Genomic DNA, 25,419 nt, shown 5'->3' with positions numbered 1-25,419 from the left:
TGTCCACCTCTTTTTAAGTGGACACCACATGCCAAAGCTCAATCAATTGCAGAAGGTGCGGAGAAATTCGCGCTTACCTCGTACCCAACGACTGAGTTCTCAGCGTGGGCATTTGCCAATGCAGCAAACAGCATAGGCAGAGTTGCAGTCCCAATGTTTATTATGATGAGTGGCGCCCTAATCATCGGCAGAGCCATTCCCGACTGGGGAAGCTTTTTCAAGCATCGATCTCTAGTATTTTTGAGACCTTATCTTTTCGGAACCATCTTCTACATAGTGATAGGTCCGACGATAGGGACGTCATGGCCTTCTCCATCACAGGCCGTATACCAGATCATGTCGGGCACGGCGGCGTACCATCTGTATTTTCTGCCAATCCTTTTCATCATGTATGTGATCGCGCCCTTACTGGAAAAGGCTGATCAGATCAAAACGTCGAACCTAGTTGGAGTGACGGCTGCTTTATTTGCTCTCGCTACGATCGAGAGGCACGTCGCGCCGGCAATCCCCGGAATTGGCTATTTCTCACTCGGCCTGGCACCTTCCTACGTTCCGTATTTCATTGCCGGTTACCTTCTACACAAAAGGTGGCGTATGCCGCTCGGCATTGCAGCAGCTGGCCTGTCGATTTCCACGCTACTCACATTCACGCTAGCGTGGAAATACTCAATGCCACAGTCGGCGTACCCCTACAGCCCCGATACGTTTTTGCAGTACACATCCTTCAATGTCATCGCTCAATCGTTGTTCGCCTTCGGTCTTATGAACGCATGGAAAGCGAACTCTCTGGAACGATATAGATCCGAGATAGTATTATTGTCTAATGCTACTCTCGGTATCTACGTGCTTCACTTGGCGTTTGTGGAGTGGATACACGGTGCTTTTCGAAAGCTAGGGGCAACAGTCTCAACCAGTGAGCTAATAATCGCCCCACTTGCCATATTTATCGTCAGTCTTTTTATCACGTTTGGCTTGAGACGTGTGAAACTGATGCGGGGCTTCGTCTAAAGGCAGGGCGCTCCATCAATACGGCCATGCCTCACCTGTCCGAGAAAAATTCAAGAGATCATGTATCCGCTAAACCTCTGATATTCTCGCTCCCCAAACGTGCTTCCAGATTTGGCGTAAACAGCCACCCAGTCGCCCTTTTCAACAGGCACTGTGAATGTCAGTGTAAGGTCTTGGAAAGCCGTACCAACGAACATTGAAGGACCAACTTCGGCGCCGTTTTTCGCAAACCTGATCACTGTGTTCTGAGCCGGGGTGTTGCATCGACCTGTGAAAGTTGCGACCAGATAGCCTTTTCGGTCAGCTGTGAACCTGCCAGTCGTTGCGTCGAAACACCCTAGATCGTTGTATTCTGGAACATCGTAGCCGGAGGCTAAGCTACCTGACGCAATCGAGGTGTTCAACGTCGCCGAAAATCTAGGGGAATGCAATGCGGCAGCGATCGCGCTGGTCAAGGCGCCCTGCCCGCATCTGATGACAAACCCTCCAGAGAGCATTCCCAGGTTCAGATAGTTCGCGATTAGCCTTGCGCCAATCGCACTCGGATGCCCGCCGTCTGGAAAGATCAGAGTGTCGAACGCATCATTCAATACATCTTCCATGTCGTAGACAACGGAAGCGCCGATCGCGTTGCTGCGGATAGCCCGGTTGATAGTCTGTCGGGAAGCATCATAAGTGAACGAGTTGGCAGGCGGTATCGTGCCTACGATCACCGTGAAACCGTCAGAAATAGCAATCGAAACATAACTTGTCAGATCAGCGATGACCTGAGCCGCAGTTCTAGCATTAGCGAGATCATTGATGCCGGCCATCAGAAACAAATAGGACTGACGGCCACCATCGCCGCCAGACAGTGTAGGTCGATGCGGCTTGACGCTGCCTGCGTATCGGGATGAGATGGTTGTATCGATGCGAGCCCCATCGGTCGCAAAGTTGTAGAAGGACCGATACCCATTCGCCCACTCCATCTGGGAAAAGAGCTTTGCGAGGTTTTGGTTGGCTGGGTCGGCCAGACCAAAACCTCGGGTGACACTGTCGCCTTCAAACACGATCGCGCTATCAAACGCCGACCTCTCCTTCGCCATGCCAATACCGCCTGGTGTCACGCCATCGCCAAGAACCACCTGATGCCGATCGTCATCGCTGCCGATCTGCCCTATTTCCGGGGTTGAAGACATCCGTTGTGCAGTCGTTCCATGGATAAGAATGCGAGTGGTGCTCATGCGCCCCATACTCCGTCGTTTGATGTTTCAGTAGCCGCTTCGCCCCAAAGGCCGTCACTAAGGGTGGCAGGGACGCTTGCCGGGAAAAACTGCCAGTCGGAGGGATTGTCGCGCGGCCTAAGGCCGCTGCTTTCCGTGAGCGCGATCCACGTGGCGGCATCTCCTTCCGCGTCATCATCAATGACAATGTCGTTGGGCGAGTAGATATCGCCTGAGAGCCACGCACCTCTCCACGTTATGCCGCGAGCGCCTGTATCGCCGACAGGGCCTCTGTCGCCCTCATCACCTTTGTCACCTTTGTTGCCCTTTTCACCAGCAGGGAGACCAAGGTTGATCGCATAGCTACCATTCGCACCCAAAACGCTCGCGGTTGCTGGCTGTCCGGCGGGACGCGTCGTGACATTTCCTATGCCAAGGGCAGGCGCAGGACCAACCGGCCCGGCGCCGTAGCCATAAGGCCCCGCCCAATCCCCGGAAGCATTGCTTCGCTTCACATACAGCTCGGCTACATCACCATCGAGCGCCAGATAAGCGAACCCCTTCGGTCGCGGATCGAACAGCGACCGATCAGCAAGCGTACCGCTGGCGTCATATTTGAACAGCGTGCCTTTACGCATCTCGTCGAGGAGGTAGGCGACGTTCTCGCTGTTGCGGTCGAGGGTCTTCAGATAGGCCGTGTCGCGTTGGATCCGATATTCATAGGTGCCGGTAGCACCAGGCCACTCAAACTCTGCCGTGATCTGCGTGTTGCTATCGACTGACGCGATCGGCAACGGCATGCCGATCGCCTTCGGAAAGATGTTGCCACCTTCAATCAGCGCCGTCTGCCACGCCGTGCCGGCGCCAGTAACCACAGCAGAGCCGTTCGTCAGGGAGATTGTCCCTGTCGAGTAATAAGAAGTTGCCATTTGGGATGCCTTATTGTGGAGCCATGACCACGTATTTGACGAGGGAGCCGGCGACACCCGATCGAACTGTCAGCGTGAGAGTGCCGGAATTGAGCGCCAGCGTGACGTTGCGAACGGCGTCTGTTCGGTCAGATTCATGCTTGACAATCAGTACCGGCGGGAATGCAAACGATCGACCCAAGTTAACGGTAGCCGTGCCGCCAGACGCGACCACAGCATATCCTTGAGCGACGAACATGAGCGGTCGGTTTTGCTGCTCATGGATCACGCACTGGTCGATGGTCGCGTTTCGAGCGGTAAAGCCCGGCTTTGATAGCCGCATCTTGAACGTGCCATTGTCGTTTCCGATAAAAAGACGTTCCGTCATGCGGGATCTCTGTAAATCACATAGCCCATGCTGGACTGAATAGCGCCCTGCCCGCCGCCGATGTAATAACGAACGAAGAGCTCGCCATCCGATACGCTCTGCTCGTAGTCGTTGGCGTATCGACCATTGACCAGCCGTGCGGGCCACGAGAAGTACGTGATCACATCGCTCGCGTTATCAAGAAGGAAGGTGTCCACCTTCGGGACATAACCCAGCGCAGGGAAGTACACCGTCTGATAATATGTGTACTGGGCGTTGATGGGGCCATCCCTGTTCATGCCGACGATCCCAGATGCATGGATCTCTAGCATCGTGAACCGGCTATCCAGCAGCAGGCTGCGTTGCGGATTATCCAGATCGTCACCCGGCTGACTGACGTACATTCCTGGCGTGCCGAAAAGGTTGCCAATCACGGTTCTCTTCATATCGAAACCGCATAAATTCGAGCCACGATTTCTCCGGAATTCCGTCCATTTGGGTTTTCTACAACCAAAGCCGTGCTGGTCGTATAGCCAGCTCCCGTAAAATCGGTTGCAGGGGCATAATGGAGGGCATGCGGGAACAGCAAGATTTCCGGATTTGCGCCGGTCCATGGCTTCCTGAGCGTTGCAATCAGCAAGCCCGTCGCCATCCAGTTGCTGTCGAACAGCTTGAACTGGTCTGGCAAGGACGGGCTGGCATCATAGCCCGCCTTGCTCATGATGATGCGTCCAGCATTCGCCAGGAATCTAACAGCCATGATTAGCTTGCATCCGAAAATGAGAGAAAGTCGGCAGCGAGGTTGAAGACCGTCCTGCCGCTTGGGCTGATCATGAGAGCCGCGCGAATGGTGCCGATATTCGCAATCTGCAGCTTTAGCTCGCCGTTCTCAAAGACCATGGGCAGCGCTGAACTGACACCGTTGGTGACGATGAACTGATCTGACATCACTGCAAAGCGGCTATTCTGCACACCAAGCTCGGTGTAGAGCTCAAGGAAGAAACCAGTCTCCTTGTAGGCAACACCGGTTGAGCCGCGAATGAGAACAGCGAAGCGCGCATCAACGCCTGATTGATTGGCCGCGACAGCGAATTTGATCAGGCCTTGCGCCGAGATGTCGCCAACCGTCGCGCCGATCTGTGTGATCTGCGCTGCGGCGGCCTCGACCTCATTGGCGACGACAGCAATCTGCTCTTCGAAGAACGCCGACGAGTTGCCGACCGTGACCTCCAGCTTGCGTCGGGCGATTTCCTGCGAAACCGCCTCATGCTGGAAGTTGGTCATCAGCTGCTCGACAAGCGGGCGAACATCGTCCAGACCGGCGAACAGTTTTTCGAAGACATCCAGCACTTCTTTCTGAAGGTTGCCGAGGTAGACTTCGAGATCACCATTCCCGCCATCCAATGAAGTCTGCGTGACGGTAGCCGACAAGGTCGTTGTGCGGATTGGCGCGATCAGCCTGTGTTGGAAAACATACCTGCGTCTTCCGACTATACCTTCCTGAATAAGGGCGAGCGTCACATCTTTTGGCACCGTGCGGTAAAAAACGTTTGTCGGTTCGTTCTCAGGCCACCAGCTGAACTGCACACCCTCTACCGTCACATCGTCGATCGCCGTCCACGACATGCGGAATGCCGGATAGGTGCGCCCGTCCTGCGCTACGGAGAGAACCGGAATAACCGCCCAGTCCTGCAACTCGTTCAGGTATACCGGCTCACCGTTCGGGATTGGAACGGTCGGCGGGATGGTTCCCGCGCCGGCGTAGATGTCTCCCGATCGCTCTTGCAACGCGAGAACAACATTGCGGGGGCCGTCTGTTGTAAGGGCGCGGATAAAACGGCTTTGAACGATGTAGATACGATTGCCGTATCGACCAGAGTTCCAACGAACCCAATCGCCTACACGAATGTCTTGAAAGAATGGGCGAAGCGTGACGTCAGCGGTGGCCTCGTATCGGTTCTCATTGTAATAGATCGACGCGAGCTGGTTTGCCTGCCTCTTGGACGGAACCGTCTCGAAATTCACCTGCATGTCGCGGGTGCGTCGATCGAGAGCCACCTGGCTCACGTTGGTCTGCGTGTCGTAGCCCGCCGGGCTCCACATGTTCGATGGCTCGGGATAGGTGCCGCCTACAGAGTTGACCAACTCGGCCATTGACCGGCGGCGCTGGAAGCGGACATTCTCAGCGATGACCAGATCGTCGTCCGTGAATGTGGCGACGATTGGCTGCTCGGTACCAATAAGAGGCCAAGAGCCATCAACACTGTCGATGACCATGCCCGCACAAGACGCCATCAAGGCGTCGATATTGTCGCCGTGGTCCGCGTCAGCATCGAGCATGATGGAGCAGACATACCGCGGCTCACCGCCTTCGATTTCATCACAAATGCTGGAGGCAATCGCGAACTTGTCGATCGGCAGGTCGGACACATCCATTTCCATGCCGAGAAAAAAGTCAGGCCGGCCGATGCTATCAGCGCCCCACGCGAATCCGCGCCGGTAGTTGTAGTCCATGATGATCGGATTACGGGTGAACTCGTGGGTGCTGTAGTTGCCCCACCGGTGCCCGCCAGATCCACCGACCGTGGAATCCTTTCGAGGATCGTAGAGACGAGCTCCTCGGATCTCGAAGAAGAAGTCGGGAAACTGCGCCAGCTTCTCCTGGTCGTATTCGAGCCGGGCAATCATGTAACACATGCCATGCCCAACGTGCTCGGAGGTCCAGCGGCCTGTTGGATTGGCGTTTGTGATGAGACCCGCATCAGCCTCGGTCTGCGTGCCATTGTAGAAAACGAATGACATACGGCCGGCGAACTCAGCGTGGTTCACAACGTCGTAGGTAGCCGAGAACGCATTTGATGACGTCATGCTGAGCTGCAGCAGCGCGCCGCCTGCCCAGATCCGGCTAAGCCCATCACAGGGATAGTCGGAGAAGGCGAATACCTGCTCAAGACGCTTATTCGACTTGTCATATGTGTTCACGTAGCAGTCGTGACCGGCGATGCCGACTAACCCGCACGCGACCTTCCGGCTCACGTTTTCGCCGTAGTCACGCTCGAACGACGTGCCGGTGACGGACTTCTGGTTCTTTTTCGCCGCGTTCTGTTGGATTTTCTTGGCAATCAGCTGGAAGCCGATACCGATGACGGCTTTGCCGATCGCAACAAACGTGGCGAGGCCGGCGCCAGCAGCCAAGCCGATGGCGGACCCAATGGCGGTAACCGCCGCGGTAATGAAAGGCATTTATCGGACCTGATAGGCTCGCAGGACCGTCGAAACAGGGAAAAACTGAAGGTCGTAGCCAGTCATGACTTCGACGCGTTTTCCGCCATCTTTTTCGACATGACCATAGATTGTCCGGACAGCAAATCCGGCTGAGGTGAACACGCCGCAGGAGACGGCACCGTTGCGGATAATGACGCCGACATCGCCTCGTTGGGCGAGCAGCGGGCTGATAGGCTCACCGAGTGCATCGGCAAGCGCCTCCTCGACCGTCTCCTTGAAACCGGCCTTTCGGAAGACCTTGTAGCCTTCGGCCTCAGTCTTGTAGTTTTGAAGGTGCGGCAGTATGCGCTCGCCCCTCACCGCCTCGATGGCATCCATGGCCATCATCCAACAATCCGAGGTGCCCCACGCACCCGGGCACGCCTGATGGCGCGCCACAACCGCGTTGAGGCGTCTTTCCCAATCTGAATGTCTCATGGATCAACCGCTTTTCAGACTATTGAAGATGTACGATGCGGCCGCGTTGCCGCCGGAAGCGACGGATGCCTTCACGCGGCCCCAGTAGACTTCGACGCGACCAGCTTTGCCGGCGTGCTCGAAAAACTTATCGCCTGGAGCACGGCGCTGCTGATCAGGCGTGGAGCGAACTCGGCCGTTCTTTCGGCTGTAGTCCAGCTGCCGGCCTTCACAGCGCGCAATGATGACGTATCCGTTGTCTGGATCCGCCTCGTGTTCGATGACGTCGAGGTAACCACGAGCTACCGTCTCCACTTGGAGAAGCTCGCATGTATCAGGATGGAAATGCGCATCCATGACGGTAACGCGTCGGTCGCGGTAGTCCTCATCCTCGATGCGCAGCAACACATCGGGCGTCAGACCATATTCGCGTGATTCCGCCAGCGTCAGCGTGAAACTGCCGTCGGCAGTGGTGCCTACTCCTCCGCCGAGGTCAGAGACCTCGATGAGGCCGAACGGCTTGTATTCGACGCCGAGATAGGTGAGCGGATCCGCTCGACCAGCGATGAAACCGTAGGTGCCGGAACCGAATTGAAACCGCAGCATTTGGCGCGTGCTGATGCGGCCCTGATCATACAGGGTCTTGACTGCAGTTGAGAGCATTATGGCATCTCCAGCAAGCTGAATGAAACGATGTAGAGGCCCTCTGTTTCACGCGGCGCCCAGCTGCCCGGAACCGGGCGCATGTGGACCGCTGGTCGCGCAAAGCGGACTACAGTGCCGAAAGCAGAAACAGCGGCAGGCGGAGGAGGCTCAATGGTGATAGATCGTGAAGTGCCTGTGCCGGTGACTTCCGTGATCTTCCCGACATGGTAGCGCCCTGCCCGCTCAAGACCGATGCGGTCGCCGACCACTAGGCTTAGGCCAGCGTCTACGCCATTGACCGACAAAACATTGCCGCCGGTGACGCTGGTCAGGGATCCGGCGACTTCAGCTGGCGCTTGGTTTTGCGAATGGTTCTTCGGGAAGCATACGCGCGGGTGCCGAAATAGCACGCCGCCGCGTATGCCCTCTCGAAGCGACAGCCACCAAGCTTCAAGCTCGGTGAACTGCCAATAATCGAGCGGCGTGGTGACTAGCCGGGCCTCCCAAACAGGATCGCTTATCTGCGTGTAGTTGAACCGCTGTGCGCCGGATGCAGATGTCTTCACCGGATCGCTCAGGATGAAGTCTGCCGTGGCATATCCCACGGCAGGAAGTTCTCGAGGAAAGGTGATTGCCATAGGAATCCTTAGAGGGCGCGGCGACCCTGCGCGTTCTGGACCGTCTTGACGACGGTGGCAGGAAGCTCAGCCTGCAAGCGAGCAAGCTGCCGCTCGACGCGGGCAAGGCCGGCCGAATCTGCGCCGGTGGCATCGATGTTGATCGCGATTGGCGTGGTCACATTTCCGCTGAGGTTGCCGCGTGACAGCGCCGGAGCGGTCGGGACTACCAACGTGGGTGATCCCTTCAAACGCAGCGCCTCGGTGGCCGCCACGCCGCCGTTGCGGGCGACGTCTTGCTTGGAAAAGACCACCTCGTCCTTGTGGACAAGGCCAGCAACGTCATTGGCGCCGCCGGGGCCGGTGTAGCCGCCGGACGAATACCCATTCGCAAGGAAGCTGCCGAATGTCGTATTCGCTTTGAAACCACCGCCGCCGAATAGGCTGCCAAACAGCTGACCGATCAGGCCGCCCGATCCACCTGCTGCGCCATTCACTTTGAATATTGCGTCAAGCACGTCATCAAGCAGAGCGTCACCGATCTTGCTCAGGCCATTGGCGAAGGCCTTCGCTGCCCCCTCACCGTTAATCAGATCGTCGATGAAGCCTCGCGTCGCATTGCGGGCTGTACCGTTCCATTCAACAAGGTTCTGCTGCTGCTCTTGAGCGATCCTAAGAGCCTCGGCTTGCTTGGCATAAGCCGCCGCCTCGGCCTGAATCGTGGCCACCTTCTCTGGCGAAAGCTTGATGCTGTCCAGATCGGTCTGGCCTTTCCTGCGTGCCTCCTCTCGAAGGTCACGTAGCGCCGACTGCTCAAGGTCCAGCGCAGTCCTGCGTTCGACCTGCTGCTGGTTCGACAGCCCAATGAGCTGCATCTCCTGCTGAATGGCGGCTGATCTGTCCCGAAGTGCTTGGATGTCGGCGGTGAAACGATCGGATGCCGTGGCGCGAGTGCTGCCAGTCTTCTTTGCTTTGGGCGGAGCGTCCAGTTCGTAAGTTGGTCGCCGCCCCGGAACAGGGCCAACCTCAGGGGTTATCGTCCCTGTGAAGTTGTCGCCATATTGGATGTTCTCGTCCCACGGCTGCGAGTTTGTCTCGAGTTTACCAGTTTGCGGGTTGTAGCTCCGCCATGTCGTCGTGTCCTGCATTCGCGCAGCGGCGTCGGCCACCTTTAAAACACTATCGGATGCCGACAGCGCCGACATGGACAGACCATCGAAAAACTTTGCGAACTCAGACAAGGCGGGGATGCCAGAGCTGCTAATAGCAGCCGCCAACGCATCCTGAACACGCGTCACTTCCTCAGTCTTGAGCTTTCCTTCATCGGCAGAGGTGGCAAACTGCGCGAACGATGCCTGCAGTCGCTTAATAACCTCATCTTCTTCGCCCGCAGCTCTCAGATCTTGGACAAGTGCAGCGATTGAGACCCTGCTATCGTCAACCTGCTTTTTGACACCCTCAAGCGTCTTTTCGTTTATGAGAGTGACGCCGGCCTTGAGGTCTGCCGCGTCCTGCGCGCGCTTGAGCATGTCAGCATATTCACGCAGGGCAGGAACGGCATCGCCCCACTTATCTGCGACGGACTGGATCAGCTGCGCCTGTTCTTTGAGTTTCTCTGATGCGCTGTTGCTGTCAGACAAAACGCCGGAAAAATATGCTACTGCGGCGGCCGTTGCACCGATCGTGCCGATTGTTATCAACGAAACCGGGTTGAGGATCTGCATAAACGCGCCAGCGACGGCCGGGCCGATTGCCTGGCCACTTGCGCGAATATCATTGAAGACCTGAGCGACCTGCGGACCCTGCTGTAGAGCTACCGTGTACCACGGCATAAACGCCGCAGTCGCAGCGACGTCAAAACCTTGTGCGGCGAGGTTTGAGGTGTTGAAGCCTTGCGAACCATTGCCACGCGCGTTCGGCGTGTCATTGAGAGCAGCGTTGCGACCCTTGATGGCAGCAGTCGCAGAGAGTGCTGCCTGCCGCTCGCGCGAAATAGCTGCGGCCATCTCGTTTGACGAGATCGCGCCAAGCGCGTGAGCCTGCCTGATATCCGCGACCGCTGACTTGTAATTGTTGATGGTGTTGAACAACGGCGAGTAGCGAGCACGTAGGCGCTCAAGCTCTTTGCCTTGTTCTGCCAGCGCACCAGTCCATTCCTTTGCGCCCTGCGTGCCGATGCCAACCATCGCATTAATGCGATTCTGTAGGCTTGACTGGACCGAATTGTCGACCGTACGACCTACATTATCGAACTGCTTTTTTACTGTACCGGCGAGCGTGCCAAGGTCAGACTCGATGCGCTTGATGCTGCGGCGTAGGGTGGCCTGATCAGTCGAAATACTGATAATCAGGTCATCGGTATTGTCATTGGCCATCGCGGCATCCTAAAAAACGGGAAAGCCCGCGTGGTGGCAGGCTGTGGGGAGCAATATGAAGGCTTGGACTTTGATGGTGGTTACCGTGATCGCGGCCGCTCCGGCTAACGCCGCCGAGAGTTACCTGAACCCCTCTCCGAGGATCATCGACAGGTGCGAGAAAGATCTAGCCCGCATTGTCCTCACAGCATCAGAACGTCGTTCAACCGAGATAGCCACGCGGTTCGATGCAATTGCCGTCGTCAATTGCGAGGAGTATGGGCTTGTCAGCACGGCGCAGAAGTCCGCAATCAAAGCCGGCGGCATCCTTCAGCCATATATGGACGCCTACAAAGAGAACCCCGATATTTGGCGGCGGAAGCCCTAGCCATACCGGGCCAGCAATTCCGCCATTTCGTTCTTGCTCGGAGCACCATTGGCTTTCGGCTTTTCTTCGCCGCCCTGCGCGTCATTGTATCCGCGAATTGCCTCAAAGAATTCTGTGAGCGTCGCCGACCAGAAGTCAGCAGGTCGCCAGCCTAACCCGCCAATCCCTAGGCGCATCCATTGGCGCCAAGGGAACGGGTCATCCTTTTCTAAGCCGCCCCCGCCGCGGCTTCCTCGTTTCCCGGCTCTTCCCCATCAAAATGATGAGCAAGGACGGCGAGGAATGCGGTACGGCAAGCGCCGAAGTGCTTCAGCTTGATCTTCTTGATCGCCTCAAGCCACTCGCCTTTGACGGTAAGGATCTCGATGCCGGCGAAAGTTGCCGACGCCTCAACATCCGAAAGCCGGACGAAAAGGTCATTCAGCGACTTACACTGCAGTCGGCTTGAGACGGCCGCAAGTCGGCCTGTCTCAGCAGCCAGAACGAGCGGAACATCGGCCACCCACAGCGGAACTTCGCCACGGGCTTCGTTGACCACAAGCGGGAAAGGCTTCTCCTCTACAGCCATGGATTACGCCTCCGCCGTGTATTCGAGCGGCGCAGCTGCTTCGAACGTCGCAGTGAACTGCAGATCGTTTTCCATGTCGCCGCTGGCCTGGAAGTTGGTCACGAAATACGGGCCTTCGAATGTGCCGAGACCCGGTACAATGACTTGTCCGTTGAAGACCGTCGCGTTGATGACGTGGACCATGAAGGCCTTCATCGCGGCGCTGGATACGAAGGCGCCGGAGCCCTGAAAAGTTCGGCTCACGATGCCCGGTCGGCCGGTCTTCTGAACCGGGCCGCCCGGGTTAGTGCAGCTGGGCTTCGTGGTGTCGACCGAGTTGGCCGAAAGATCGAAACTGCGATCCTTGAGGCCGCAGAGTGGATTGAAGACTTCAGGATCGAGGCCGTTGCTGATCTTGATGAGCAGCAACCTGCCCAGCTGTTCGCCGTCTGCCATAGGTAAACTCCGAAATTGAGGGGGGTGCCGCTACAGCGGCTTGTGGACGGACGCGACCAGTTCAATGACCGAGTGGCTCGTCGCATTGTCGGCGTCGCGAAACGTGCGCGCCTGACGGTGAAGGATGGATACCAGCCGATAGGACGGCAGGATCAGCGGCGCGAGATGAAGACTGTCCTTCACCGCAGCCGCTATGCGTTTGACTTCTGGGAAGCCAACGGCCTGCGACCATGCGTGCAAGGTCAGATAGACCTTCTCGCCGGTGACGCACGAGGCGTCATCCTGAATGGTTTGGGACTCGCCGATCGTAACATATGGGAAGATCGGATTCGCTGGTGGCTGATCATAGACGCGTTTGTTGACCAAGGCAGTAAGCGGCACATCTGCTCGGAGGCGCGTATTGATGGCGCCCTGTAGTTCAAGTTCTGCGGACATCGCTAACCCCTGCGGGCTTCGCGCACCGCCTTATTGACCGCAGCTAGGATCATGCGCCGGATCTTCGGCTTCATGGCCCTGTAGGTCGGGAAAATGTGAGGCTGCGCAACCGAGCCGGGGTGCATGCCTGTCTTGTTGGCCTGCGCCTGCTTCTTGCCCAGCACCGTTCCGCCGCCCTTGGCTGTGCTGTGAGGTGCAGTGCCAAATTCCAAGAAACGCCAGATGAAACGGGCAAAGATGCCTGTTGCCTGTGGATCCTTGGTGGCTGCGATGTTCACGCGCTCCTGCGCCGGACGGCTGGTCAGCAGATCGCCGTCAAGGCTCTCCATATATTCCAATGTCGCGCCAGTCGGTGCTCGCGTGCGGATCTCGTCGGCGAGCATGTCAGCTGCCTTAAGCTTGGCCTCCGCCGTATACTTCTCGACGTTCGGCGCCAGCTGATTGAGCCGACGCATCAGGCTTTCTCGGCCCTTTAGCTGCGCGGACATCATGCGGCTTCGCCTTGCGTGGCCATGATGTCGAGCATCCGGTTCTTTTGATCCATGTCGGCAATCGACGTGATATTGAAGATGCGGCGAGGATCTCGCTTGTCGACTATCCGCCATGCTGTCGTGACCTCGCGAGCAGCAGAGCAACTTGGGATACGAACGACATATGGCTGCACACCTGTCAGCCGCGACGCGATGACTGGCTCACTGCCTTTCAACGGAATAAGCTCGGCTGTGGATTCGAAGACGGTGGCGAAGTCGCCGGCCTGTTCATTGCCATAGCCGTCATCGACCATGGCGCGGCGCTGCAAAAGCACGACCTGCCGGCGGTTGCCAGCGCTCATGTCTGCCATCCCCACATTGACCGAGCGAACTTCACCGCCGATGGCCAGCTGTAGCCGAGGTCGTACCCGATTTTCACATCGAGCAGGAATTGGCCGGCCGCGCCGAGGTGGCGCATCACAAACTTGATCATCTTGGCCTCTTGGGAGTTGGAACAGGCTTGGCAACCGCCCCCGCCGAGGCGGCGCATGCGCGCGTCACCGAATACCGGCCATCCTTGAATGGGCCGCCGGTTGGTCGGTAGACGATCGAGGTGGATGAGGTGGCATGCCAGGTGAACCGCTCGGTAAAGCGGACCCACATTAGGTCGCGTCTTCCTTGAAGGGGCGCCAGATCCGCCACGGTGCGAGCAACATGCGCACTGTCCGCGGCAGAACGGCATCGCCGGTCAACTTCGGGTCAGGTTCCCGAACCTCATACAGGTCGCCAGCGACGAGGAGGATTGCCGCCACGATAGTCGGCGTGACGTTCATGGCGTCAGGCTCGTAACCGTCCTCACCCTCGGCCGGCAGCACGGAATCGGCGCCTACGACAATACGATCGAGGTGCTCGATGACCACTGCCTCGGCGGCAGCGCCGTAAAGCTCGATCTCGGCATCCTCATCATCGTGCAGCACACGCAAGTGCTTCTTGAGTGTCGCGAGATCGATGATGGCCATCAGGCCACCACTGCGGCTGTAGCGGCACTCGTCACGGTGACCTTACCTGACAGGCTTCGCGCCCGCGTCTTCACGACGATAGTCTTGCCGATGTCCTGAGTTCGCGGAACGAACGTGAGCGCAAATGCTCCCGGCACCTCGGCACCGCCGACGATCCACTGGCGGGTAACGTCTGGCGCTGGCGTGCCGGTAAAAGTACCCGCGCCAACAGTCAGCGTCGAACCAACCTTTGCCGTGCCGGTAATGGCCGGCGCGACGGTGTTGGCCGGTGCGACTGGGGTGGCCACTCCGCCGATGTAGCTGGCGAAACGCCGCTTACGTAGCTTCGTTGTCAGCACTGGCCTTTTCCTTCTTCTTCGCCACGCGGGGCAGAGGAGATCGGCTCGGCTGGTTCGGCAGATTCGGGAACGGCTACCGGCTCGGCATCATCTTCGAACTGCACAAGGCCAAGTGCCTTGAGCGCGTTGGCCTCGCCGCGTTCAACCGGAAACGGATCGCTGTCGACGGTCTTCAGGCCGGAGCCGTTGTCGAAAGTGCGCAGCGGCTTTACTTCGATATAGTCAGTCATTATCGCCTCCTAGCGAATGAGGGGCGCCCGAAGACGCCCCAGATCAATTAGGCAGCAGCGACTGCGCCGGTGACGAAGGCTTCGGGGCGATACACGGCCAGAGCCAGACGCTCTTCAGCGCGGATCGTGAACATGTTCTTCTCGAAGTCGTCGACGTTCTCGCTGGACAGCAGAACTTCGATATCCATACGGTCGAAGATCTGGGCAGCGTAGGAGAACGCGCCGGTCAGGAACTGGCCGGAAGCCATAGCCTGCGTGGAGACGACCGGCAGGTTCCAGAGGGTCGGCGTAAGCGAGCCCTGCGGATTGCCGATGATGTAGTTCTCGCCGGCATCCTTGGTCAGCTCGATCTTCGCCCAGTCGATCGGGTTCAGTACGAACGCGGTCGCCGGATATTCTGCGAGAACGACCTGCAAGACGGCGAGACGCAGGCGGTCGATGCCAGTCACGGCCTCTGGAGTGAAGGCCGGCGCAAACGCGGTCGCCTGCGGCACAAGGCCGGCGATGTTCTGGCCGGTACCGGAACCGTTCAGCAGCTGGTTCTCTTCTACGAAGCGCAGGCCGTAGCGAGCGCGGCCGTCGATGTAGCTGCGGAGAGCCGGAGCGTCATCGAGGATCTGGCGGCTGGCCTTGAACAGGTGAGCCAGCGTACGGACAGGTGCCGACGCCATGTCGAACGTGATATCCGAGTAAGGCTTGGCAGTCGTCTCCGCAACCGGCGCCGCAGAATTCGTGTAACCGGTCTCCTTGACGTACTCGACGTTGTTGGAGGCGGTCTGGCCGGGCAGAATGAGATCACGGATCGTCATCTGGCGTTCAGGCAGACCAAAGATGCCGGGTACGCGAGCACCAGGCACCAGCGAGGTGCCGGGCGAACGACCAGCGCCGACGGTGGTATTTGCCGTGGTAATCGCAGCGCGATCGGCCGACACCTTGATCGAAGCGCGACTGGAACCGGTCAGATTGCCAGCCTTGTAGGCATCGGAATCGATAACCAGCTGGCCGAGCGACTTCTGCTCGTCCTCGCCCTGTTCCTTCTCGCGCGCGGCGCGCTTTTCCAGATCGCCAAGGCGCGTGGTGACGTCGCCGAGTTCAGAAAGCGCCTTGTCGGTCTTTTCCTTGAGTTCGGCAGAAACCTCGCCGTTGGCGGAAAGCTTCGAGGTGAAGTCGGTGGCAAGATTGCCGACCTGCTCCTTGATGGAGGCAAGCGAAGTACCGAGCTCGCCGATCTTATCGGCAAGTTGATTGTCAGCCATTGTGGCTCCTTATCGGTTCAAAAGAGGTGTGTTTGCTTCGGCTAGAAGCCGGGTAATGGCTGCCAAAGCAGCAGCATCCGTCTCGACGTCAGGAGCCCCCTGACCATCCTTGAGGTAGAGCCGAGCGGCCCGCTCTGCCTCAGAGCCCGTCAACCCCATCAGTCCCCTGATGCCGTTCTCGAACTCGCGTTTTGTGATTGGCTCGCCGGCTGCCATCTTGGCTGCCAGGATGCTCGCTGATTCAGCGCGCGATGTGTTCGCAGCTTTGATGCGCTTTACTGTCGGCGCGTCGGTTTCCGCACCGAACCTGGCGAGTGTTTCATCCAGTGTGGCAATGCGATCTGCCATTCCTCGATCAATGAGGGCCTCTGCATAGAACACTCTCCCCTGCCCGTAGCCGTCTTCGACCTTGCCGACCGTGGTACCTCGACCTTCTGCGACTGCCGCAACAAACCGATTATACGAACGGTTCACGCCATCCTGCACATGCGCGAGCGTCTCTTTGCTCAGCGGCTCGGTCTCGTTGCCTTCGACTTTGTGCTTGCCGGCGGAGATATATGTCCGCTTGATGCCACGCTGTTCGAGGGCAGCTGAAACGTCGTCGTGCGCAGTGTAGACACCGATCGAGCCAGCGCGGCCGGATGGGGTCACGACAATCTCGTCGGTCGATGCTGCAATCCAATACGCAGCGCTCGCAGCAAGGCTATTCACCTGCGCGATAATTGGCTTCTCGCCGCCGCGGAGTTTTCGGATCTCGGTCGCAAGCTCGTCCGTGCCGGGCACGGTGCCACCCGGACTATCCATGTCGAGGACAACCGCTTTGATGTCGGCATTGGACAGCGCAGAATGCAGCGCCTTCTTGATCCCGGCATACGAAGTGCCGCCGCTCATCGCCGAAAACGTGTCCATTCTGTTTGCGAGCACCCCATAAACCGGGATAATCGCGACATTTCCGCTGGATTCGGCAATTTCCTTGGCTCGAGCGTCATCAATCGACGCAGCAAATTCGGACGAAAACAGCTTCTCACCCTCGGCGCGTGCGACCAATACGTCGGCCAGAACGCCAAGTTTTTCGCGCTGAATCGCCCATGGTTCGGCCAGAAATGCCGAAATCAGGTGTTCAAATTTCATGATATGTCCCTAGGCGGCGCGAGTTTCCGGCTGAGCCGGCGCGTTGTCATTGGCTTCGCCAAGCTTATCGAGCGGAGTCATGGTGCCATTGACGATCGACTGGTTACCACCCGCGACAGGCGCCTTGTTTTCGTAGGCGCGGGCCTCATTCACGGTGTACGTGCCCGACTGGACCATCTTCGACAGGAATTCAGCCCTTGCAGAGCTGTCGCCGCGCAGAATGCCTTCCATGCTGAACTTCACGAACACGGATTTGCGTGTCTTGCTGTCCAACAGGTCTCGATAGATGGCGGACTCGATGCTTTTCACCATCGGCCCAAGGCACGTCTTGGTGAACTGCAGGATCAGCTGCTCGATGCCGCTGCCCCATGTCGTCGTACCATTGGCGGCGTGGCCGATCATGACCGGTGGCACGCCAAAGATGCGGCAAATCTGCTCCACGCTATATTGGCGCGTTTCCAGCATCTGTGCATCTTTTGGGTCGATGGTCAGCTGTTGGTATTTGAGGCCAGCCTCAAGAACGGCGATCTTTCCTGCCCGGTCTGAACCGGCGAACTGCCCGAGAACGTCACCAAGCTGCTTGCGCTGCTCCGGCTTGAGGATCTGGTCAGAAGAGAGAACGCCCGCGACCTGGAAGCCGTTGGCAAACATTTTTCCGGCGACACGCTCGCCTGCCAAAGCATTGCCGATCGCATTGCGAACGACACCGATCGGAGACATTCCGCGGTCGCAGCCAGGCAGCGTTGCTCCACGAACGTGGAACATCCTGTTTTCTGGGATGCGGCGCTTCTTGCCGTCCTCGGTCAACTCGTAATAACGATTGTTGCTTCGATCACGGCACACACTCACGGCCAACGGCGGCAGCGGATTGAGCGCAATCAGCTTATCGCCGTTAAACTTCTTCTCAGCAAAGAAATTGCCGTCGAGGCAGAGGCAAAGTGCCGCCATCGCCCAGAAGTCCGACGCAGTGTCGTCCATGTTGGGCATGTCGTGCAGAAGCTCGTATAGGACCGAGTCCTTGTCGACGGTCACGCCGTCAGCCTTGTAGACAAGACATGGCAGCATAACGACGGCGTTACGGATCAGATTCACGCACGCCCAAACAGCATCTAGCTGAAGCGAGGTCTCGATCGTCACGCACTCGCCTGATGTCGTACCCAGCCCAAAGAAACCGCGCCAAAACTCACCGTCGGTGAGCTTGATGGGCACTCCGCGCCATCTGTCGAAGATGCCCATTAGATCACCATAACCATATTGTTGATGAAGTCGCCGATATCGCCGCCTTCAGCACCCTCGTAGGTGCCGGCCATTGCCGTCGCCATCGTCAGCGATACGGCGCCGTCGATACGTCCTCTGGACTTCTGCTTGTCGAGTTTGCGATTGCCAGCCGGATCCTGTCGGACGGTGGCATTCATCATGCACATCGTCAGTACCGGGTGACCGCCATGGGCTAGCTTCTTGTTGAGCAGAATGCTCTCAAGCTCGCGCAGCGCCGGCGACATGGATGCAAATCCCTGCCCGAACTGCGAGAATATGGCGTCGTCGCCCTCTAGCTGCTCTTCCGCAAAGCCGACCTTTAGCAGCCAAGGCTTGAGGAAGCGCCAGTTGTATCGGTCGAACGCGATCTTGCGGATGTCGAGCGTTTGGGCGAGTTCGTACAGGTGGTAGGCGACAAACTCGTAGTCGACCGTCGGCCCAGGTGGCGCCTCAAGGAAACCCTGCTTGTTCCAGACATCGTACGGCACGCGGTCGGCCTTCGCCTTGTCGCGGAGCGCATCTCCCGGCAGCCAGAATGTCGGTTTGACCTGCCAGACGGTGCCGGCATCGGTCTCCTTCGGTGCCATTAGCACCAGAGCCGTCAAGTCGGACACCTCGGAAAGGTCGAGACCGCCAAACACCGGCAGCCCATCGAAATTATCGACCTCGCCATCGCATGCCCGCCATACGGCGGGAGCAACGAACGGAGCAGATGCATCAATGCGCTGATTAAGGAACAGCCAGCGGAAGCTGGCTTCCTTCGTCGGCATGCGCATCGCTAGCTGAGAGAAGTCCTCGACATCCTTGATCGAACGGAAGACGCCCAGCGCCGGATTGGCAGCGGCCCACCCTGCCCGGTCGTTGAGTTCACTCTCAACCGGAGCGGTGTAAATGTGCGAAACAATGCGCGGATCCTTTGACGTCTCCGCGTCGTCGATCCAGCGGCTGAAAAGGTCGTTGTCGGTCGCGGCTTGCGTCGAAATGGCGAACAGCATCGCCCGGCCCTCGTAGGCGCCCTGCGACGTCTCGATTGCCTCAACGAAATCATCAGTCGGGCCTTTGATCTGGCCGACCTCATCAAGAATGGCGAGGACCGGCGATCCGCCGTGAGCGCTTTTCGCCTCGGCCGAACTGGCCTGATACTCGACGTTTTTGGCAAGGCCGACGATCATCTTCGCGGATGGCACCACGCGGACCAATTTAGACAGCGCCGGGTTCATCAAAGCCATTTTCGAGGCGTAATTGAAGACTTCGGCCGCCTGCTTGCGAGAACGGGCGCCGGAAACGATGCGGCCGTTTTGATAGGCCTCCGGCCCAACGATGTGAGCCAGCAGGAGGCATGCAATCAGGCCGGTCTTGCCGTTCTTACGAGCTATCGAGAGGTAGGCGCGAGAAGTGCCGACGGGGTTGTCGTAGACGGCGAGGATAAACTTCTTCTGGAAGTCGAGCAGCTGAATCGGCTTGCCGAGCAACGTCCCTTCGGGCACGAGGCAGTAGCGTTGAATAAACGCTATCACGCGCTCGCCACGCGTCATCGGCTTCTTTGCCATTCACGGTCAGCCCGGTCGCGCCAGCAGATCGTCCTCTAGGGGATTGTCACCCTCGATATCCTTCGCGGCATCTCGCCGCTTAGCGGCATCCCTCGCCTCGCCCTGAACGGCGCGGGCATGCAGGGCGAGCGAGCGCCGGAAAGAAAGGATTGAGCTGGCGTGCATCTGCACGATTGTTTTTCGAGGATTGGCGACTGGAGTGCCTTTCTCGGTCTTGGCGATGCCGCCCTCGTCGCGGAGCAGCTTTTGTTCGCGCACCAGGTCGGCCATCGTTCTTGCGAGCATGGCGGCAAGTTCAAGCTGGTGGTCGGACCATTCCGACCGAGCGAACTCTGCGACCACGTTTCGGAAGAATGGCTCGTCAGCTTCATCGAGAGGAACATTTGCCGGCGGCAAGATCTCGGTAGTGGCTTTAGCCATGACGCGCACGGCTTCAGCTGCGCTGTCTATGCGCGCCTTCCTCTTTGCCATGTCGGTGATCCTTGCCGGCCAAGCCGATCGAAATCGGCCTAATACTTAACCGTTCGTCAAAGAACGGACACATTAATCACGGACTATTTCACTCTGTAACCAAGAGAGGAATTCCGATGTCAAACGAATGGTCCCAGCCGGTTCGTCTTAATGACGACGGGCTCGTCATCACGATCGCTACGACTGCTCAGGCGCGCACGTTCCTGCAGCACACCAAGCGCAGTCCTAAATGGAATGAAGCGTGGGCAAAGTGCTCTGAGGCAGCTGAAGGTCGGATCGCAAACGACGAGGCGCGCAAAGCACTTCTGAGAGCGGCGCACTGATCTTTGTCGGTTAGATAACGTCAGCCCCTCGCGCGCTTGCGCACGCGGGAGGGAAAAACTGTGTTAGCACTATCGCTGTTGGAGGCCGCCGGTAGTCCAAGCGGCGGGTCCGGACTTCCGACCCACCCCCTCCCCGGCCAAACCCTCCATCTTATCACCAATGCTCGATGCAGTCAAGCATAAAATGCAATAAATCCGAATATATTTTCGATTATTTCTTCGTCATCCAAGCTCAATTGGGTATCCACTCAAGTCATAAGTGACAACTTGTTTGCCTCGCTCCATCATCTGCTTCGCACTGTCGTGGTGATGCTTGCACAATGATTGAAGGTTGTTTGGATCGTGGAATAATTCGAGGTCGCCCTTATGCGGCGTGCGATGGTCAACCACATCTGCAGCCGTGACATCCTCAGTAATCAAACAGAACTCGCAGAGCGGCTGCGTGGCAAGCTGGGCTTGCCGTAAGCGTTTCCATGCGGCTGTATCGTAGAGGTGGCGCCAGGTTGACTTGCCTGTTGACTTGGTTGCGGGGGCCGGATTTGAACCGGCGACCTCCAGCTTATGAGGCTGGCGAGCTACCATGCTGCTCTACCCCGCATTGAAGATGGCTATTCGCCGAACGAATAGGTGATGTCGTCCTCATGGACCAGAGAGCCTACAGGCATGCGAGCCGAATTCAGGCGTGGTCCGTCAAACTACTGCACGAAGGCTGTTTCGCCGGTGATGGTCGATACTGTCATTCGTGGGCCGCCGCTCTTGGCCTCAACCACAGATCCCGGGACGATTTCAGTTGGGGTCTTCGACATGCGATATCCTTTAATTGGCGCGACGCCGCTGGATTTGAACCAACACTGCAAGGTTTTGGAGACCTGCATGCTACCGTTACATCCAGGCGTGCATTGAAGATGGTCTGCGTGGCTGGATTCGAACCAGCGGCTCCCGCAGTCCAAGTGCGGTACTCTGACCAGACTGAGCTACACACAGATGAAATGGAGCCGGCAGCAGGTTTCGAACCCACGACATCCTCGTTACAAAAGAGGCGCTCTACCAACTGAGCTATGCTGGCCAAATGGTGGAGCGTGTCGGAATCGAACCGACCGGCAGCAATCTTGCAAGGATTACCCGCTTACCCAGAGCACGTCCCGAAAACAAAAGCGCCGAGCTCAACCAATCACGGGAGCCCGGCGCAGGATCGCCACGTCGCCGAGAGGAGGCGGCGCCATGGCAATGGGAAGGCCAACCGAATGCCGTGTCCAAGCCGCAAGCATCTCTCGGTAGATGGCCGATTGACTACCAACGAAGCGCGTCCGCAGCGTCGCCCTGTCATTTCAGGGGCCAGACATATCCGCCGCCTCTGCCACGGTACGAAACCCGGTGCAGACGAAGGGATAGAGGATCAAGGGTAGGCTGTAGGTGCCGCCATGGTCCGCAGTGCGGCTCGACATGGCAGGCTGATTTCGATGACAACGCATGGAACTCACGGGGCCGTGAGGCATTGTGATCCGTCACAAGCTCACATTCAAAAAGGACACCGAAATGAACAGCATCGTTTGGCTCGTAGGCGCCGTCGTCATCATTCTCGCCGTTCTCAGCTTCTTCGGTTTGCGCTGATCGGCTGATAGTTACCCAAAGCTCAGAGGCTGCAACGAATGCAGCATGGCGATGGGGCGGCTATGCCGCGTTGCTTTTGGGATGTCTCTCAATCCCTCTCATAAGAGTACGCAGCAACGCGGCACGAAAAGGCACATGGTCATGCAGCTTTTTTGATTTTTTCCGTGTCAGCGAGAAACTGGGCCAATTCCACAAGCGCGGCCTTACCTGCTCTGTCCGCATACCCATCGCTGTATCCGAGACGCATACCGATAGACTTGAGCGTTCCGGATGAAGCTACTTCCTCGATAACCGATGCGGCGCTGCTCTTGCGGTCCTCAGGGGCTTCCCACATCACGGCACCTTCGGAAGAATTGCCAGATGGGCTGGATATTCCACCAAGGAAGCCTGCACCGTCTGCTGGAACCAAAGGGCAGAATGTCACGGCGTTCGGCAATTGGCTGGCCGATACGGATCCGTCCACTCCGAGTGACGCCAATAGAGCGCGGGCATCTTCAACACCAGGCAACGGGTCATACATCGATGCGATAGCCGGTTCGCCAGACATTGGCCGGTGGTAATGGTCTGCCTCCATTGGGGATCGTCTGGTTGGTTTGGTTGCAAGGTAGAAGGCGGGAGAGCGAACCTTCATCGTCTTGTCCTCGGTGCTGCGAGGTCGGTCTGTTGGCTTGAGCTTTTTGCCCTTCTTTGTTTCTCCCCATTCGGTCAGCAGGCCATCTCGAAATTTCAACCTGCCGAGCGTCGAGTGGCAGGATTTTCCGTGGCGCTGATATGTGGTTGGCAGGTCATTGCCTTCAACGTCCTGACTGGCCGAAATCAACTCTCCTACCGTCGGACGAATTTCTTGGCGGGTAGGCTCGACATCGACGAACCAATTGGCCGATTGGCGAGGCAGTGCGCTTGCAAGGGCTGGCGCCAGATCCGGCCGGTTATCCCAGAGCCAACGGAGCGCTGGAAGCGTTCCCCGGTATCTGGCTGGCCTTTCCTTCTTCGGCTTGTTGTCGTTCGCTGCCTTGGGTGGCGTTTCTCCGTATGACGCCAACTGCTCGGCAAGTGATCCGTGTCGTGCCATGTGTTCTCCTCTCGTGGTGGTTAACTGTGCGCAAACGCGATCAGTTAACTTGTCGTTAAATGCCTGCGGGCATTTGTGGCTTCGTCGCCGATATCTGTTTGGAGTTTGCCGTGCGTGTGCCTGGATCTATCGTTCTCTTCGCCGTACCGATCATCGCCATCCTGATGTTCGGAGCATCTCTCGCAATGAGCCGATTAGACGGCGTTGATCAGGTGATGACCGGCTCAATTCACCACATCCCCTGATGGAACCTCTTGGATTGTGATCAGTTGTTATAGACTGACATGTTCAGGAGGATGTTATGGTTGCTTCGTTTCTGATGAGCGGCTTTGTGGTCGTTGTCCTTGCCGGCTTGGGAATCTGGTTCGCCAAAGGCTGGAACGACGACGAACATCCAATTTGCCGAGACCGTGAAGCCAAACGTGAGCAGTGGCGCAACCGGCAGGCTGAGCGCGCCGAATGGCGCGATGCGTCAGGCAACAGCTAGCCAACCTTGCACCAGATCAACTGCTTGGCTGGCGGCCTCCGCTGGCGTGATCGACGAAACCACCACAACGTTGTGGCCGAGCTTGGCGAGAGCCGCATGTCGATCCTTCTGCTGAGTGGACAGCCTGCCTTTGCCGACCTTGTTCTCGATCATGCGGATTTGGCCACCGGCGAGATAGATGCGAAGGTCAGCTTCGCCTGGCGTCATCCCGGCTGCGACTGCCTCCTGCTGGGAGCGAGGTCCACGCTTGGCAGCGTTCTGGTCACTAGCCAACAGGAATTCTTTGCCGTATTCTGGCATGCGACGGAGCGCACGTACCTGAGCCGCCTGTAGCTCCCACTCCCTCGGTGGGGCTGGCTTGGTTGCAATCTTGCCAGTTGCAGAGGTACGGATGATCGTGCGGGCACCGTTGATGCGAACTGTCTGCTGAGAGCGCGACATGTGGACCTCCTGTCTTGATGGAGGATTTATCCGGAGAGCGCGGCCGCCATTCAAGGCGCAGGTTGTATTTTCAAAGGCGCGCCCTGCCCGCCCAGTTCATCTAAAAGTATGTACTGGGCACCGTGCGCGCAGCACACCGCCCTGCACGGTTGCACGTGTAGTGGTATATATAAATATATACCCTACTAAACGTGCACTAACCGGGCAGCGCTGTGCAGGTGTTTCCGCCCACTCGTGCACGGATAATGCACGTTTATGAAAACGTGCTACTGGGCGGTATCAGGGGTTGTGTTGCGTGGGGGATATGGCTGTGAGTCAGCATATGGCGAGCTGGTTCGCGGGGAGCGAGCTGGTTCGCGGGGAGCGAGCTTCAACCCGTACCATGCCGAGATTTAACATTTTATATAGCCGCTTGAATCGGGCGTGTTAAAGAGGGCCATGAAAGAACAAAACAAGACCGCGCTCGTTCTCGACGACGAAATGCTGATCGCACTCGACGTAGAAGCTATGCTTTTAGACTTAGGTTTCGCTCGCGTCGCGGTCGTTTCGAGCGTTAGTCAGGCCTTGGATTATCTGAGTATGGATAAGCCGGACGCTGCTGTCATTGACTTTCACGTGCGCGGCAGAAACTGTGAGCCAGTTGCGGGTGCGCTTCGAAGCTTAGGCGTACCAACTGTCATTCACTCAGGAACGAGTTTCGATCCCGACTATCATGGCACGTTCTTCGCCGACTTCCCATGGTTGGGAAAGCCGTCGTCACGCGAACATCTGGCCAGTGCGCTTGCCGCAGCAATCGATCAGTCGAAATTGACCACTGACTGAAACGGTACGGCTTCGATTATCTCGCCGTTTTCGGAGACAATTTCGAATGTCTCGTTGGCGAGAGGTTGTCCGTGCCAAAGCCCGTCGGACACCATCTCCCGAGCGGCTCGCACTGCTTCTGATCTCGCCTCCGCAGATGATTCAAAATCCGCTTCGAAGACTTCTCCCAACGATCCGTCTGAATTCCGTACCTGAAAGTGGAATTTTGTCATTTGGCACCAGTGACATTCGAGCCGTCTAACGAAATCATGTGGCAAAAGGGCCGAGACGTTTCCGCGCTTGGCCCTCGATGTCGCCTCTATCCGCTCCAGTACATCCGTGGTAGCGGACAAA

Annotated in this window: 34 protein-coding genes, 5 tRNA genes and 1 pseudogene; 5 read left to right on the top strand and 35 right to left on the bottom strand. The window is 57.7% G+C overall.

Going from position 1 to position 25,419, the window contains the following annotated elements; translation table 11 throughout:
• A partial coding sequence (locus AAIH70_RS11805) for an acyltransferase (RefSeq protein ID WP_430034198.1) occupies positions 1-1,008 on the top strand: 1,008 nt, incomplete at its 5' end.
• 50 nt (positions 1,009-1,058) lie between these two features.
• On the opposite strand, the gene AAIH70_RS11800 is transcribed toward AAIH70_RS11805, so the two are convergent.
• Genes AAIH70_RS11800 through AAIH70_RS11755 form a run of 10 tightly spaced genes read right to left on the bottom strand, consistent with a single transcriptional unit; the run spans position 1,059 to position 10,803 of the window.
• Positions 1,059-2,231, bottom strand: a complete 1,173-nt coding sequence (locus tag AAIH70_RS11800) for a GDSL-type esterase/lipase family protein (RefSeq protein ID WP_430034196.1) — start codon at positions 2,229-2,231, stop codon at positions 1,059-1,061.
• The gene (locus AAIH70_RS11795) at positions 2,228-3,139 is read right to left on the bottom strand and encodes a hypothetical protein (RefSeq protein ID WP_430034194.1); all 912 of its coding nucleotides are present in this window, start codon (positions 3,137-3,139) and stop codon (positions 2,228-2,230) included. The genes AAIH70_RS11800 and AAIH70_RS11795 overlap by 4 nt, the downstream gene beginning before the upstream one ends.
• A 10-nt stretch (positions 3,140-3,149) precedes the next feature.
• Positions 3,150-3,506: a hypothetical protein gene (locus AAIH70_RS11790; RefSeq protein ID WP_430034192.1), complete on the bottom strand. Its 357-nt coding sequence runs from the start codon at positions 3,504-3,506 to the stop codon at positions 3,150-3,152.
• The gene (locus AAIH70_RS11785; RefSeq protein ID WP_430034190.1) at positions 3,503-3,931 is read right to left on the bottom strand and encodes a hypothetical protein; all 429 of its coding nucleotides are present in this window, start codon (positions 3,929-3,931) and stop codon (positions 3,503-3,505) included. The genes AAIH70_RS11790 and AAIH70_RS11785 overlap by 4 nt, the downstream gene beginning before the upstream one ends.
• Complete coding sequence (locus AAIH70_RS11780) at positions 3,928-4,245, bottom strand: hypothetical protein (RefSeq protein ID WP_430034188.1); 318 nt, start codon at positions 4,243-4,245, stop codon at positions 3,928-3,930. The genes AAIH70_RS11785 and AAIH70_RS11780 overlap by 4 nt, the downstream gene beginning before the upstream one ends.
• A 2-nt stretch (positions 4,246-4,247) precedes the next feature.
• Positions 4,248-6,728, bottom strand: a complete 2,481-nt coding sequence (locus AAIH70_RS11775) for a phage tail protein (RefSeq protein ID WP_430034186.1) — start codon at positions 6,726-6,728, stop codon at positions 4,248-4,250.
• Positions 6,729-7,187 carry a DUF6950 family protein gene (locus AAIH70_RS11770; protein ID WP_430034184.1) on the bottom strand — a complete coding sequence of 153 codons (459 nt, stop codon included), beginning with the start codon at positions 7,185-7,187 and terminating at the stop codon, positions 6,729-6,731.
• Between the two features lie 3 nt (positions 7,188-7,190).
• On the bottom strand, positions 7,191-7,829 hold the full coding sequence (locus AAIH70_RS11765) for a DUF2163 domain-containing protein (RefSeq protein ID WP_430034182.1): 639 nt from the start codon (positions 7,827-7,829) through the stop codon (positions 7,191-7,193).
• Positions 7,829-8,449 carry a hypothetical protein gene (locus AAIH70_RS11760; protein ID WP_430034180.1) on the bottom strand — a complete coding sequence of 207 codons (621 nt, stop codon included), beginning with the start codon at positions 8,447-8,449 and terminating at the stop codon, positions 7,829-7,831. The genes AAIH70_RS11765 and AAIH70_RS11760 overlap by 1 nt, the downstream gene beginning before the upstream one ends.
• A gap of 8 nt (positions 8,450-8,457) precedes the next feature.
• A complete protein-coding gene (locus AAIH70_RS11755) occupies positions 8,458-10,803 on the bottom strand; it encodes a phage tail length tape measure family protein (RefSeq protein WP_430034178.1) in 2,346 nt (781 codons plus the stop codon).
• 55 nt (positions 10,804-10,858) lie between these two features.
• On the opposite strand from AAIH70_RS11755, the gene AAIH70_RS11750 reads away from it, so the two are divergent.
• Positions 10,859-11,170: a hypothetical protein gene (locus AAIH70_RS11750; protein WP_430034176.1), complete on the top strand. Its 312-nt coding sequence runs from the start codon at positions 10,859-10,861 to the stop codon at positions 11,168-11,170.
• Here AAIH70_RS11750 and AAIH70_RS11745 read toward each other — a convergent pair.
• From AAIH70_RS11745 to AAIH70_RS11675, 15 genes and pseudogenes are all read right to left on the bottom strand, one after another.
• Positions 11,167-11,352, bottom strand: a pseudogene (locus AAIH70_RS11745) (phage tail assembly chaperone); the annotation flags it as partial. The gene AAIH70_RS11750 and the pseudogene AAIH70_RS11745 overlap by 4 nt on opposite strands.
• Positions 11,353-11,378: 26 nt before the next feature.
• Positions 11,379-11,738, bottom strand: coding sequence for a hypothetical protein (locus tag AAIH70_RS11740; RefSeq protein ID WP_430034174.1), 360 nt, complete (start codon positions 11,736-11,738; stop codon positions 11,379-11,381).
• A gap of 3 nt (positions 11,739-11,741) precedes the next feature.
• Positions 11,742-12,173, bottom strand: coding sequence for a phage tail tube protein (locus AAIH70_RS11735; protein ID WP_430034172.1), 432 nt, complete (start codon positions 12,171-12,173; stop codon positions 11,742-11,744).
• A 30-nt stretch (positions 12,174-12,203) separates the two neighbouring features.
• Positions 12,204-12,608 carry a DUF3168 domain-containing protein gene (locus AAIH70_RS11730; RefSeq protein ID WP_430034170.1) on the bottom strand — a complete coding sequence of 135 codons (405 nt, stop codon included), beginning with the start codon at positions 12,606-12,608 and terminating at the stop codon, positions 12,204-12,206.
• Positions 12,609-12,610: 2 nt separating this feature from the next.
• Positions 12,611-13,099: an HK97 gp10 family phage protein gene (locus AAIH70_RS11725; protein ID WP_430034168.1), complete on the bottom strand. Its 489-nt coding sequence runs from the start codon at positions 13,097-13,099 to the stop codon at positions 12,611-12,613.
• The gene (locus AAIH70_RS11720; RefSeq protein WP_430034166.1) at positions 13,096-13,440 is read right to left on the bottom strand and encodes a head-tail adaptor protein; all 345 of its coding nucleotides are present in this window, start codon (positions 13,438-13,440) and stop codon (positions 13,096-13,098) included. The genes AAIH70_RS11725 and AAIH70_RS11720 overlap by 4 nt, the downstream gene beginning before the upstream one ends.
• Positions 13,437-13,571 (bottom strand): hypothetical protein, encoded by a 135-nt coding sequence (locus AAIH70_RS11715; RefSeq protein ID WP_430034164.1) that lies wholly within the window; start codon positions 13,569-13,571, stop codon positions 13,437-13,439. The genes AAIH70_RS11720 and AAIH70_RS11715 overlap by 4 nt, the downstream gene beginning before the upstream one ends.
• A gap of 169 nt (positions 13,572-13,740) precedes the next feature.
• Positions 13,741-14,097 (bottom strand): head-tail connector protein, encoded by a 357-nt coding sequence (locus AAIH70_RS11710; protein WP_430034162.1) that lies wholly within the window; start codon positions 14,095-14,097, stop codon positions 13,741-13,743.
• A complete protein-coding gene (locus AAIH70_RS11705; protein WP_430034160.1) occupies positions 14,097-14,435 on the bottom strand; it encodes a hypothetical protein in 339 nt (112 codons plus the stop codon). Before AAIH70_RS11705 ends, AAIH70_RS11710 begins: the two co-directional genes overlap by 1 nt.
• A complete protein-coding gene (locus tag AAIH70_RS11700) occupies positions 14,429-14,665 on the bottom strand; it encodes a hypothetical protein (protein WP_430034158.1) in 237 nt (78 codons plus the stop codon). The genes AAIH70_RS11705 and AAIH70_RS11700 overlap by 7 nt, the downstream gene beginning before the upstream one ends.
• 47 nt (positions 14,666-14,712) lie before the next feature.
• Positions 14,713-15,921 (bottom strand): phage major capsid protein, encoded by a 1,209-nt coding sequence (locus tag AAIH70_RS11695; RefSeq protein ID WP_430034156.1) that lies wholly within the window; start codon positions 15,919-15,921, stop codon positions 14,713-14,715.
• Between the two features lie 9 nt (positions 15,922-15,930).
• On the bottom strand, positions 15,931-17,052 hold the full coding sequence (locus tag AAIH70_RS11690; RefSeq protein WP_430034154.1) for a S49 family peptidase: 1,122 nt from the start codon (positions 17,050-17,052) through the stop codon (positions 15,931-15,933).
• Between the two features lie 9 nt (positions 17,053-17,061).
• Positions 17,062-18,288 (bottom strand): phage portal protein, encoded by a 1,227-nt coding sequence (locus tag AAIH70_RS11685; RefSeq protein ID WP_430034152.1) that lies wholly within the window; start codon positions 18,286-18,288, stop codon positions 17,062-17,064.
• Complete coding sequence (locus AAIH70_RS11680; protein ID WP_430034150.1) at positions 18,288-19,859, bottom strand: terminase large subunit; 1,572 nt, start codon at positions 19,857-19,859, stop codon at positions 18,288-18,290. The genes AAIH70_RS11685 and AAIH70_RS11680 overlap by 1 nt, the downstream gene beginning before the upstream one ends.
• 6 nt (positions 19,860-19,865) lie before the next feature.
• Complete coding sequence (locus tag AAIH70_RS11675) at positions 19,866-20,330, bottom strand: terminase small subunit (RefSeq protein WP_430034148.1); 465 nt, start codon at positions 20,328-20,330, stop codon at positions 19,866-19,868.
• 116 nt (positions 20,331-20,446) lie between these two features.
• Here AAIH70_RS11675 and AAIH70_RS11670 point away from each other — a divergent pair, with 116 nt between their 5' ends.
• Positions 20,447-20,653: a DUF982 domain-containing protein gene (locus AAIH70_RS11670; RefSeq protein ID WP_430034146.1), complete on the top strand. Its 207-nt coding sequence runs from the start codon at positions 20,447-20,449 to the stop codon at positions 20,651-20,653.
• A gap of 222 nt (positions 20,654-20,875) precedes the next feature.
• On the opposite strand, the gene AAIH70_RS11665 is transcribed toward AAIH70_RS11670, so the two are convergent.
• The 8 genes from AAIH70_RS11665 to AAIH70_RS11630 form a co-directional block, all read right to left on the bottom strand.
• Positions 20,876-21,073, bottom strand: coding sequence for a hypothetical protein (locus AAIH70_RS11665; RefSeq protein WP_430034145.1), 198 nt, complete (start codon positions 21,071-21,073; stop codon positions 20,876-20,878).
• Positions 21,074-21,174: 101 nt separating this feature from the next.
• Positions 21,175-21,251: transfer RNA gene (locus AAIH70_RS11660), tRNA-Met, on the bottom strand.
• Positions 21,252-21,348: 97 nt separating this feature from the next.
• Complete coding sequence (locus AAIH70_RS11655; protein WP_430034143.1) at positions 21,349-21,459, bottom strand: DUF2158 domain-containing protein; 111 nt, start codon at positions 21,457-21,459, stop codon at positions 21,349-21,351.
• 15 nt (positions 21,460-21,474) lie between these two features.
• Positions 21,475-21,551, bottom strand: a tRNA-Trp gene (locus AAIH70_RS11650).
• Positions 21,552-21,559: 8 nt separating this feature from the next.
• Positions 21,560-21,637, bottom strand: a tRNA-Pro gene (locus tag AAIH70_RS11645).
• Positions 21,638-21,643: 6 nt separating this feature from the next.
• Positions 21,644-21,719: transfer RNA gene (locus AAIH70_RS11640), tRNA-Thr, on the bottom strand.
• A gap of 4 nt (positions 21,720-21,723) precedes the next feature.
• Positions 21,724-21,797 (bottom strand) — tRNA-Ala (locus AAIH70_RS11635).
• Positions 21,798-22,403: 606 nt separating this feature from the next.
• Positions 22,404-23,336: a hypothetical protein gene (locus tag AAIH70_RS11630; protein ID WP_430034141.1), complete on the bottom strand. Its 933-nt coding sequence runs from the start codon at positions 23,334-23,336 to the stop codon at positions 22,404-22,406.
• 301 nt (positions 23,337-23,637) lie between these two features.
• Here AAIH70_RS11630 and AAIH70_RS11625 point away from each other — a divergent pair, with 301 nt between their 5' ends.
• Entirely contained in the window at positions 23,638-23,823 is a 186-nt protein-coding gene (locus AAIH70_RS11625; protein WP_430034139.1) for a hypothetical protein, read from the top strand.
• Here AAIH70_RS11625 and AAIH70_RS11620 read toward each other — a convergent pair.
• Positions 23,809-24,264: a VRR-NUC domain-containing protein gene (locus AAIH70_RS11620; RefSeq protein WP_430034137.1), complete on the bottom strand. Its 456-nt coding sequence runs from the start codon at positions 24,262-24,264 to the stop codon at positions 23,809-23,811. The genes AAIH70_RS11625 and AAIH70_RS11620 overlap by 15 nt on opposite strands.
• Before the next feature lie 438 nt (positions 24,265-24,702).
• Here AAIH70_RS11620 and AAIH70_RS11615 point away from each other — a divergent pair, with 438 nt between their 5' ends.
• On the top strand, positions 24,703-25,086 hold the full coding sequence (locus AAIH70_RS11615) for a hypothetical protein (RefSeq protein WP_430034135.1): 384 nt from the start codon (positions 24,703-24,705) through the stop codon (positions 25,084-25,086).
• Here AAIH70_RS11615 and AAIH70_RS11610 read toward each other — a convergent pair.
• Positions 25,062-25,298 (bottom strand): DUF6894 family protein, encoded by a 237-nt coding sequence (locus tag AAIH70_RS11610; protein ID WP_430034133.1) that lies wholly within the window; start codon positions 25,296-25,298, stop codon positions 25,062-25,064. The genes AAIH70_RS11615 and AAIH70_RS11610 overlap by 25 nt on opposite strands.
• Positions 25,299-25,419: the final 121 nt, after the last annotated feature.

This window comes from Neorhizobium sp. BT27B, assembly GCF_050455485.1.
Lineage (GTDB): Bacteria > Pseudomonadota > Alphaproteobacteria > Rhizobiales > Rhizobiaceae > Neorhizobium.
This window is presented reverse-complemented; position numbering and strand designations above follow the sequence as displayed.